7 protein-coding genes are annotated in these 11,911 nt (G+C 35.8%); 1 reads left to right on the top strand and 6 read right to left on the bottom strand.

Translation table 11 applies throughout. The features are described from left to right. Positions 1 to 1,151 precede the first annotated feature (1,151 nt). Positions 1,152 to 1,364, bottom strand: coding sequence for a hypothetical protein (locus H344_RS21810; RefSeq protein ID WP_157378379.1), 213 nt, complete (start codon positions 1,362 to 1,364; stop codon positions 1,152 to 1,154). Positions 1,365 to 1,767: 403 nt separating this feature from the next. Further along, entirely contained in the window at positions 1,768 to 3,192 is a 1,425-nt protein-coding gene (locus H344_RS0117805; RefSeq protein WP_026811505.1) for an L-serine ammonia-lyase, read from the bottom strand. Between the two features lie 1,072 nt (positions 3,193 to 4,264). Here H344_RS0117805 and dnaK point away from each other — a divergent pair. After that, the gene (gene dnaK / locus H344_RS0117815; protein WP_026811506.1) at positions 4,265 to 6,178 is read left to right on the top strand and encodes a molecular chaperone DnaK; all 1,914 of its coding nucleotides are present in this window, start codon (positions 4,265 to 4,267) and stop codon (positions 6,176 to 6,178) included. A gap of 86 nt (positions 6,179 to 6,264) precedes the next feature. Here the strand turns inward: dnaK and H344_RS0117820 are convergent, their stop codons facing one another. The 4 genes from H344_RS0117820 to H344_RS0117835 all read right to left on the bottom strand — a co-directional run bounded on the left by H344_RS0117820 (position 6,265) and on the right by H344_RS0117835 (position 11,483). Then, entirely contained in the window at positions 6,265 to 7,236 is a 972-nt protein-coding gene (locus tag H344_RS0117820) for a hypothetical protein (RefSeq protein ID WP_034256969.1), read from the bottom strand. A gap of 8 nt (positions 7,237 to 7,244) precedes the next feature. Then, positions 7,245 to 8,537, bottom strand: a complete 1,293-nt coding sequence (locus H344_RS0117825) for an MBOAT family O-acyltransferase (RefSeq protein WP_316929569.1) — start codon at positions 8,535 to 8,537, stop codon at positions 7,245 to 7,247. Positions 8,538 to 9,005: 468 nt separating this feature from the next. After that, entirely contained in the window at positions 9,006 to 10,163 is a 1,158-nt protein-coding gene (locus tag H344_RS0117830) for a GNAT family N-acetyltransferase (protein WP_026811509.1), read from the bottom strand. A gap of 324 nt (positions 10,164 to 10,487) precedes the next feature. Further along, entirely contained in the window at positions 10,488 to 11,483 is a 996-nt protein-coding gene (locus H344_RS0117835; protein WP_169514991.1) for a GNAT family N-acetyltransferase, read from the bottom strand. Positions 11,484 to 11,911: the final 428 nt, after the last annotated feature.

The following is an 11,911-nucleotide window of genomic DNA, read 5'->3' on the forward strand; positions in this document are numbered from 1 at the left end:
ATTTGGAAATGAGCTAATGTTTTAATGTAACAATTGATTAATACAGCAATGTAGCAATGGGGGTAATTTAGAAATGAGTTAATTTGTAGGTTTGGAAACAAACTATTGTAGCAATTGATCACTATGACAAATCTAGCAATTGGGTAGTTTGGAAATTTTGAAGAAATTCTTCCCAGTATTTACACCGTTTGCGGATAATCCGTACAAATGTTTTTGTAGTTTTCCTCTTTTACGTAGTCAAGTTAGATTAGGGAGCTACGATGCTTGTTTCCCTAACTTCCATGGAGGAACGAAAACTTATGTTAGCCAAAGTTCCTGTTCTCGGGCCTGACTTACTGCTCAATTCTCAATATTATCCAGATCTAAAAGGGAGAGAGAATTTTTATGACTTATACCAATATCAAGAAAATGTACACCTTTAGGATAGGGGCAAAACTTTTTCTGAATAATGTTAGGAACCCTGGATTAGAGTGGTACGTAAAGCTGGCAATTCAATTTAAAGCCTCCCAAAATAAATAACATTTTGAATAGCCACGAGGCTTTAATTCGTGGGTTAAATGGGTCTGCGATTCATGGCTTTAGCGGAACCTTTGCAGCATTTTCATTTTGGCTAAAGCCGGTTTTAGCTTTTTAGTTATCCCCGCGATAAATCACGGGGCTATTCAATTCTTCATATTTTGGATGGGATTCACTTCTTTTCCTGAACAAAAGACGGAAGGGTCCTTTTCTAATGGCTTATCTATTGGTGCTGCATAAACGGTATAGCTTTCTATCTCTCCGTTATGCACTTTCAGGTAAACCACCACACTATATCAAAATGAAGTTGCCTTTGTTCGTCATTTTCAGGCTCCTAATTACTATTGATAAGATTTTTTCCTACTCAGTCCTCGGCAAGTAAATTCAGTCCCAGTTTTATAATTTATGTTTAATAAAGCTGATGATGCCAGTCTCGACATATGTCTCAATACTAAATACTTTGTACTATCATCTAACTAAACCTATAAAAAGTTGGTTTTGTAATGTTTACGGAGGTGTGTTTATAATTTCATATTTCAGTTTTTTTTAGGATAATATCTAAACATATATTGGGCATGCATTATGTTGTTAGTTTTGTAATTGAATCATAAGTGCTTTTAATCAATTTCTCTAACCTACTTGCTTTCATTTAGTTCATAGACTTCTATTGCCTTTTTAAAGGTATTCATGAACCTCCTTCGTCGGTTTAGTTCATTGGTTTTTATTTGTTTCTTATAGGTATTCATGAACCTCCTTCGTCGGTTTAGTTCATTGGTTTCTATTTCCTTTTTAAAGGTATTCATGAACCTCCTACGTCGGTTTCTTTTGCTCGCCCAAATGCTATGCATTCATGAATTCCGTTAAAATCAATAAGTAAGCGTATGAATAAAAGAAACGAACCCAACTAAGGTACGGGGTACCTTGGTTTAGAGGAGCCAGCCGTAGCGATGGTCAAGAATTTTAATTCAATAATTTATTTCAGTATAAGGCTAGAATACCTTTACGAATGATTTTACATAAAGTGAAGGAGTAATTAATCAAGTTAGGATGTTAAAGGTATGTAACAAACAAATCTCACTACTCACTACTTAATACTTTGTACTAGCGAAAGCGAGGAGCTTTATATGCTTCGCTATTAAAATAGGATATTATTAAAAAGATACCCAAAATTAAGTTAGCTAAAGTTCGTGTTCTCGGGCTTGCCCGAGGGAGGGACTCAATACTATGTACTTAATACTTTGTACTAATAAATCAACAATCACTCAGGAACACTCCTACTGCTAGTCCGCCTTCCGAAGTTTCTTTGTATTTGGTGCTCATATCTTTAGCAGTTTCCCACATAGTATTTACTACTTTATCTAAGGGGACCTTAGCATTGGCAGGATCTGCATCTAGTGCTAGTTCTGCTGCATTTATGGCTTTTATTGCTCCCATACAGTTTCGTTCTATGCAGGGAATTTGTACCAAGCCTGCAATGGGGTCACAGGTGAGGCCCAAGTGATGTTCCATAGCAATTTCTGCTGCCATAAGCACTTGCTCTGGGGTACCGCCCATAAGTTCGGTAAGCGCAGCTGCTGCCATGGAAGAAGAAACTCCAATTTCGGCCTGACAGCCCCCCATGGCGGCGGAGATGGTAGCTCCTTTTTTAAATATACTACCTATTTCTCCTGCTACTAGTAGGAATTGTTTTATATGTTCAAAATTAGCTTCGTGGTTTTCTATAACCATATAATACATTAGAACGGCAGGAATTACGCCAGCACTTCCATTGGTGGGAGCAGTTACTACTCTTCCTAATGAGGCATTTACTTCATTAACGCTGAGCGCAAAACAGCTTACCCATTTAAGGATTGATCGGAATTTTACTTCTGTTTTTCGTATAGTCTGTAACCATTCTTCCGGAGTGGAGTAGGGAAGATCGCCTTTTAATTTTTTGTGAGAATCGTAAGCGCGTCTTCTTACATTGAGGCCCCCGGGTAAATTTCCTTCGGTATGGCAGCCAGTGTACATAGAGGATAACATGGTATCCCAAATACGTTGTAAACCTTCGTCTATTTCGGCATCCGTACGTAAGGAGCGCTCGTTTTCTAGAACTATTTCTGAAATAGATTTATTTTGAGCTTTACATGTTGCTAATAGCTGCACTCCATTTTGTATGGAAAAGGGAAAGGCTTTAAATTTTTCTTTTTTCCTTTTGGAATTGGCCATTTCTTCTTTGACTACAAATCCGCCTCCAATGGAGTAATAGGTTTCCGTTATTTTTTTGCCATTCTCTAGGGTGGCAATAAATTTCATTCCATTAGCATGGAAAGGTAGAAACTCCCTAACAAAAACAATATCAGTCTTTGGATCGAAGGAAATATCTAGCGTGTTATTTAGTGGAAGTAGTTTTCGTTCCTTTATCTCTTGGATGGTTCCCTCTATACTTTCAATAGGTACGGTCACTGGATCGGCCCCAGTTAACCCCATCATAATAGCGATGTCAGTAGCGTGACCCTTCCCGGTAAGGGCTAAAGACCCATAGGCTTCTACTCTAACATTACTAAGGGAGTTGAAAACTTTCTTTTTCTTTAGCTCTCCAATAAATCGTTCTCCAGCACGCCATGGCCCTAAGGTGTGTGAGCTAGAAGGTCCGACCCCTATTTTAAGCATATCGAAAACACTAATACATTCCATTTATATCACTATTATTTTGAAGGTAAAGATAGGATTATAGTACCTATGAATCAATGCAACAATCAATCAATTTTTCAATTCGCTAATTTGAAGATGAGCTACTGTGGAAATTAAATAATGTAACAATCTACCAATGGGATTTACTACTCAATACTATTAGAGGACGGAGTTTTCAAGATTTGGCTAAAGTTGTTTTACTGATACCTAATAATTCCCGAGATAAATCTAGGGGCTATATTGGAATGCTTTGTAAGTTTATTTTTAGCAGCGAGCAATTTCCATATCTGGGACGTACAGCATTGTTTATTGCTAATTGTTTAATGTTCACTGTAAAACTGGCGAATCTCAATACTCACATCTCAATACTATCATCTAACTAAACATATATTGAGTAAGCATTATGTTGTTAGTTTTGTAATTGAATCATAAGTGCTTTTAATCAATTTCTCTAACCTACTTGCTTTCATTTCTTTTGTTCGCCCAAAAGAAACGAAACAAAGAAAAAGGCGCCTTCTCCTATGAATTTTTTCGACACCGAGGTCGAAAAACCATGGGCCAAACTCCGCGTCGCTACGTTCCTTCGCTCCTGATTTCGGAGCTTTGGCTCAAGCGCACCAGCTGGCCCCTTCATGTAAATGCAAATCATTGTATTTACTTTTCGGTCCTCTGAGGATAAGGAATTTTGCTTCGCTATTTAAATAGGATATTATTAAAAAGATACCCAAACTTAAGTTAGCTAAAGTTCGTGTTCTCGGGCCTGCCCGAGGGAGGGACTCAATACTATGTACTCACTACTTTGTACTCAAAACTATTTCCCCGCATTAGTGATTGTAATGTATAGCTCCCATTAACCGACATGCAGAGGAGGATAATGGGACTAGCAATGGAAAGCACGACCCTTTGGCCTATTTATGCCAAAGGGGAATGCCCAAATAGGTATGAAAAATCAATGAATTGGGAGATTAGACAGGATAGACTGCCACCTTGTCATATTTATTTGTGATGGCACAATCCTTGTCTTATTACGGGCAAGTACTAATAAAAGAATTTATAACATAGTAAATACATAAACATGAGTAAAATTATTGGAATAGATTTAGGTACAACAAACTCTTGTGTTTCCGTAATGGAAGGTAATGAGCCTGTTGTAATCCCTAATGCAGAAGGAAAGAGAACTACTCCATCTGTCATAGCATTTGTAGAAGGTGGTGAGATTAAGGTTGGTGATCCTGCAAAAAGACAAGCAGTAACTAATCCGACCAAGACCATTTACTCTATTAAGCGTTTTATGGGTAATAAATTTTCGGATTCTAACAGTGAAGCCGATAGAGTACCTTATAAAGTGGTTAAGGGTGATAACGATACACCTAGGGTAGATATAGATGGTCGTTTGTATACACCTCAAGAATTATCAGCTATGATTCTTCAGAAAATGAAGAAAACAGCTGAGGATTACCTTGGACAGGATGTAACTAGAGCAGTAATTACTGTTCCTGCTTACTTTAATGATGCACAAAGACAAGCTACTAAGGAGGCTGGTGAGATTGCTGGACTTACTGTAGAGCGTATTATTAACGAACCAACTGCGGCTTCTTTAGCTTATGGATTGGACAAAAAAGATACGGATCAGAAAGTAGTAGTATTCGACTTTGGTGGTGGTACACATGACGTGTCTATCCTAGAGTTGGGTGACGGTGTTTTTGAAGTGTTGTCTACAGAAGGAGATACTCACTTAGGTGGTGATGATGTTGACCAGAAGATAATAGATTGGTTAGCAGATGAGTTTAATAAGGAAGAAGGTATAGACTTGCGTAAAGATGCTATGGCATTGCAACGTTTAAGAGAGGCTGCAGAAAAGGCAAAAATTGAATTATCTTCTACTTCTCAGACCGAAATTAACCTACCTTATGTAACAGCTACTGCTTCAGGACCTAAGCATTTGGTGCGTACATTGACCAAATCTAAGTTTGAGCAATTAATAGATGATTTAGTAAAAAGAACTATCGCTCCTTGTGAGTCGGCCTTAAAAGCTGCCGGATTGTCTAAAAGTGACATTGACGAGGTGATTTTGGTAGGTGGTTCTACAAGAATTCCAGCAGTACAAGACGCTGTAGAGAAGTTCTTTGGTAAAAAGCCTTCTAAAGGAGTTAACCCAGATGAGGTGGTTGCAGTTGGTGCTGCTATTCAAGGTGGGGTTCTTACAGGAGATGTAAAAGACGTATTGTTATTAGATGTTACTCCTTTATCCTTAGGTATTGAAACTATGGGTGGTGTAATGACTAAATTGATTGATGCCAACACTACAATCCCTACTAAGAAATCTCAAGTTTTCTCTACTGCAGCAGATAATCAGCCATCGGTTGAGATTCACGTACTGCAAGGAGAGCGTCCTATGGCGACCGACAATAAAACAATTGGACGTTTCCATTTAGATGGTATTCCACCAGCACAAAGAGGTGTGCCACAAATTGAGGTGACCTTTGATATTGATGCTAACGGGATTATAAAGGTTTCTGCAACTGATAAGGCTACTAATAAGAGCCAGGATATTAGGATTGAAGCTTCTTCTGGATTGACCGAAGAGGAAATTAAGAAGATGAAAGCTGAGGCTGAAGCTAATGCTGAAGCTGATAAAAAAGCTAAGGAAACTGTAGATAAGCTGAATGAGGCAGATGGTATGATCTTCCAGACTGAGAAGCAATTAAAAGAGTTTGGTGATAAATTGTCTGATGACAAGAAGAAACCAATCGAGGAAGCTTTGGAAGAGCTTAAGAAAGCTTATGAGTCTAAAGATCTTGCAGTAATTACACCTGCTTTAGATAAGATTAACGAAGCATGGAAGGTAGCTTCTGAAGAAATGTACAAAGCTCAGGCAGAAGCACAACAAGGTGCACCTGCTGATGGTGGAGCGGATTCTGCTTCGTCTAACGGAGAGGCTAAAGATGCCGATAACGTAGAGGATGTAGATTTTGAAGAAGTGAAGTAATAACACATCACGATAATGACAAACCCTCATCAATTTATTGATGGGGGTTTGTTTTTTTATAGGCATCCATCTCACCATCTTTTGACTTAGTCCTTTTTCTTATTCCTTATATAACTTGCGATGACCTCTGCAATTAATTCCCTCCCATGGTCGTTCCAATGCATATCATAAATTAGATTGGTGGACTTTTTGGATTTTTTAAAGCTTTCTGAAAAATCGATATACTTAATGTTGTTTTGATCACAAAAATCTAAGAAAACATTACTTGTTCTTCTGGTATCCAGTAAAAGTGTGGTTTTACTTTTGTTAAAGCCGTAAAGCTTTATAAGGTTTTGGAAATTGGCGATATATCTTTTATCTCTTTCTAGTTTCTCAGCCTTAGTTTCTTCCTTTATTTCGTTAGATTGATAAGCAGTAACATCTGTTTTAAAGGGATTTTGACCTGTTGCAAGTTTCTTAAAGGGTTCCAAAACGCCAATTTTTGAACCATAGGATAACAACTTTATCTGATCGCGAATTTTGAATAGGGTAGAAGATAACATTTTTATTCTATTAGTATTCGGGGTATACCTATCACGCTCTAAATCATTTTCATAGTTTAAGTATAAAATAATTTCATCAATTAAATCAAAAGTATCCTGATATGCATATACCAAATGCATCTGATTGGCAAAATCATAACCGGCATAACCGTACTGGTATACTTCTATATCTTCTATTTTTTCTTCTATTTTTTGGCCTATAGAGTTTTGGTAATCTTGGTGGAACCCTTCAATATAGGAGTCTCCAACGATCGCTATTTCGTACTTGCTAGCACTAGGATTAAACTCCCGGTGCGAATTAAAACCTGATTTATTAATATTGAATTCAGAAAAATTTTGTTTTCTATTCCCGGTAACGGAGTAGCCATTATGGTGGGGCACTCTTTTTTCAACGCCATGGTCATCAATATATCTAGGTGGATCTACAGTGTAAAGATGAAATGCCCGTACTGCTAGTTCTAACATCAACAGAATTAAGAAGAGGTACAGTGCTGTTTTACCAAGGAATTTTTTCATGATTTTTCTTAGAATTGAAAATAGATGAAAGATCGGTTCACATTATCATCATAAAATAACAGCATGCCGAGGATCATGGCGCTATAGATAAGAAAGCGTACCCCTTTTGATTTAAACTTAAAAGGATTTCTTTCGTCTTTCCGAATTAGGTATTCATATATGGTGAATAAGGCCAATAAGATATAAAAGTCGGTCATTCTATATCCCATAGGGTGGGTATAGGCAGAATAGCTGAAATTGCTATATATTCTTTCGATATAATTGAAAGAGTCTGTTAAAGATGGGGATCTAAAAAATATTCTAGAAAAGGTTATCAATATAAAGGTCCAAAATACCATAAGCAATTCCTTAATGGATGGTAGTATAGTATTTTGTCCAATAACGTTATCGGCATAAATTCTATTTCTACCCATTAAAAATACAGGTATATAGAATAAAGCATGGAGGCCGCCCCAGAAAATAAAAGTCCAATTGGCGCCATGCCAAAAGCCACTGACCAAAAAAATAATGCAAATGTTCCTTACGGACTTAAGCTTGCTTACTTTAGAACCTCCCATAGGGATATAGAGGTAATGTCTAAACCAGGTAGATAGAGACACATGCCATCTTTGCCAATATTCCGCTACATTTCTTGAGAAATTTGGAAACTTAAAGTTAGATATTAGTTCTATTCCGAAAAGTTTTGCTGTTCCAATGGCGATGTCCGAATAGCCACTGAAATCTCCATATACCTGGAAACTGAATAGACAAACCCCTAAGATTAGGCTGGATGCAGTATGTTCCGTGTAGTTGTTAAAAATATCATCCACAATGGGCGCTATGGAGTCGGCAATCACTAATTTTTTAAAGAATCCCCATAGAATTAATTTAACTCCACTAACTGCTCTCTCATAATTAAACTTCCTTTCGTTGGTGATTTGAGACAATAAATTGGAGGCTCTTTCTATTGGGCCGGCTACCAATTGCGGGAAAAAGGCAACAAAGGTGGCAAAAGAAATTAAGTCCTTAGTGGGGTTAATTTTTTTATAGTAAACATCAAATGAGTAGGACATGGTTTGGAAAGTATAGAACGAAATCCCCACCGGTAACAGTACACTCAGTATCCAAGGGCTCTTTACATCATATCCTATACTAGCAAGAAGGTCGATGTACGAGTCTATAAAAAAGTTGTAATATTTAAAGAAGCCCAAAAGTGCTAAATTAAAGAGGACACTTAACGAAAGCCAATATTTACTTCTTTTGGGTGAATCCCCATGTTTGTAGATTTTTTGACCAATTATAAAATCTACCAGGGTACTCAAAATTATCAGAAATAAAAAACGCCAATCCCACCAACCGTAAAAGATATAACTACTGATGATGATCAGTATATTTTGGTGCTTAATGTTTTTGTTGAAAACAAACCAGTATAAAATAAATACTGTGGGCAGGAATAAGAGAAATTCTAGGGAATTGAATAACATAAACGTCCGACAGAATTTAGGGTTTATTTAATGAAAAATCTCTTTTAAATCCTATGGCGACATGTAGGGCAGAAACGGTATTCTTCATTTGCTACTAACAGAATAAAATTAAAAATTATGAGAGGTGAGATTTTTCAATTTGGAAAGGGAATGTACAACTTACAATAATAAAACTTGAAAAGATTCTATGGTGAACTTGGTTTTGTCGTTGAATTGCAGAAGTAGCTTTTTTTAACTGAAATGGGAAGGAGAACTCTTTTTTTAGAAACGGTTTATATAATCGATACTTCCAGTCTTTGAGTATTTTCAATTAGTAGATGGTAAAATTTTCACACTCGCTTTGCTGCCTATTATGATAAATGTATTTTCTTTTTCCATCTTATAAACTTCTACCTGTGATATTGGCGTAATGGTGGAGTACAGAAAATCGTAAATATATTTATTTAGAAAGGCGAATTCCTCCGTGTTGGAATCTAATTTTATAAGGTTTTCGGTTGATGGGGGTGTTTGTAGTGCTTCCACTTTATATTCGACAGATTGGTGGTTTATGTAACTTTTCCCAGATATTTTGCTTTTTAGATTGTAATAGAGGGTGTGAATGTTTTTAGATTTTAAATATAGTTTGAGTCGCCCTAAATAGGCCTCCTTTAAACTCCAACAAGCCTCTAAGAATGAATTTTTACGGTAAAGGATATGATGTTCAAAATAATATATTTGATTGCTCCAACGACGCTTATAATCTAAATCACCTCTGCCCATTTCAAATACCAAATGGTCATTTTCTAAGCACCATTCTATTTGCTTAAAAATTTCGACATGCCCTAGACCAAATTTCGAATAATCAATGTCATAGGATGAAATAGCACTAAAAAGAATACCGTAAAAATGAAAATTCAGGGAAATCTCTATGGGTTTATTATCATCATAAATAACAAATAAGGAGGCTCGTTTTTTTAAGATAAGGTTGTATGCAACATTTCTTGTATGTTCCCATTTGGAGTCACTTTCATTTTTTGTATTTAGCTGACGGAACCTTTTTAGCAACATATCTGCCAGAGAATCCATTATAAAATCATAGGTTTTCTTCTCTATTTCCCCATAGTACATTGCATATTCTATATTGAAACAGGATTCCAACCGCTTCACATACCTGTGGATGGTTTTAGAATTGGATTTAAATTGATTTTTCACATAACTATTAACCTCTGAATAGCCATCCAAATTTGCGGAATACCCTTTCACCTGAGGTATTATTTTGGAATGAAAAAGAGTGCTGTTAGTTAGTGGAAAAGTTAAATAAGCTGGAACAAATTTTATGGAATAAACAGAAGGTTCAGGTATGCTATTTGGTTGAGGATAACATTTTATTAGCGTGTTTGCGAATTGTGCACCTTTGTAAATTTCAGGGATGCCGTTTTCTTTTTCGAATAGATCTGCAAATAAATCAATTTTCTTTACCCTCATACATTACATTTTAATAATTATGCTTGTTAAGCAGAACCGACTTCAATGGCCTAAATTTTACAATTAAGAGTTAAGTTAATTTTTGACTCGATAATCCAGATTTAAAAGCTCCGAGGCTGTCTTGCCCGAATCTTCCAGGCGGGCCTCGAAATCAATACGTTTTTTTTCTTTTAATGCCTTGTGGACTTGCCCCGAGGTAGTTTACTGTTAGGAGTGGAATAATTTTACCGTATTTGCTGAATTCTGGTTTTTATAACATTGTTTTATAATACATACACTTTCTAGTTGATTTCTTCTCTATAGTCGATATAATTTTAGGAGCGATTAAGATTCTTTCCAATTGAAACTGTCTAATTGTTTAACCTTGCTTTTATAGAAAAACTTATCTAATTGAAATTTTTTACCAATAATATCTTTATCCCTTAAATATTGTCTCAATTTAAATTTAAGGATGATTACGGAAGCTTTGGTTCTAGAGGTTATGGAGCTAGAGTTGTAAAAAAGATGGTGTTTATATCTGTAGGTATGGTTACACCATTTAATCTTATAATCTGTGTGGCCCATGGAAAGATCAAAAATGGTAAAATCATTTTTTTTGCACCATTCTATATGCTTTAGCATGCTTATATCACCCATATTGTAGTTGGAATAGTTAAGGTCATAAGATTGAATATAACTAAAAACCATACTCATTAAATGAAAATTCAGGGTTATGGTAATTGGCTTTTCTCCGTCATATATTACAAATAAGGATGCCTTTTTATTCAAGATCATTGGATAGACTAGGTCGTAATAATACTTCCAACTCAGCAAATTGTTATTATAGATTTTTTTCTCATAGAATCTTTTTTCGAGCATATTATACAATTCTGTAAAAAGAAAATCGTATTGAGTTTCGGTAATATCACCGTAATGAAAGGTATAGGAAATATTATGACTTCCTTCTAATTTACGTTGTTTAGCATATAAATTCTTTATATTCCTTTTACTCAATTGTTGCTTTAGATAGGATTGGCTGTCCTTAAAATCTTTTAGATTCACCAAGAATCCTTGGTATTGGGATATTTTTGAACACTTTAACTGTGTACCTACTATGTCTAGGTTTATGGAAAGATAGTCTGGGACATTGGTCACCATATGAACCCCTTTTATAGTTTTATGGGAATCATCGGATTTAGGTAGTTTTATCACACAACCCTTGTTGAGTTGGTTAGTTATAGTTTCCATATAAAAAGGTGGAACACTATTCTTTATAAAGGTGTAGTATAAAAAACCTAATTTTGAAACAACACTTTCCTTTATAATTGTTTTGTTTTTCATACTAAATTCCATTTAATTTTTACTTCCTAAGGAATATTAAAGTGCTCCTATGCGGGTTTACCCGAATTGTTGAGGCGGGCTTGCCCGTTCCATTCCTTTAGATTTATAAAGTTATATTTAGTAAATAAAAGGAATACAAAAAAGAATAATAGTTATGATGATGAGATTTCTTTTTTTGCTTCTTTTTTCTTTGTTGATAAGTATAACTTTGTTAATAACCATAATTGAAAAAGAACGGGGTGAACTTTGTGTCGTTCTAGGTTTATGGCCTATCGCCTGTATTAGTCCCCGTTCTTTATTAACCCGGTTGCAAGGACCAAATAGAATTTCAGTCTCTACCTACTAAAGGTGTTAGTCAACGCAACCATTTTTAAACACCATAAAATTATGAAAATAATGGAAACAGTGGGCGTGGACATCAGTAAATT

It is taken from the genome of Arenibacter latericius DSM 15913, from assembly GCF_000424985.1.
In the GTDB taxonomy this organism is placed as follows: Bacteria; Bacteroidota; Bacteroidia; order Flavobacteriales; family Flavobacteriaceae; genus Arenibacter; species Arenibacter latericius.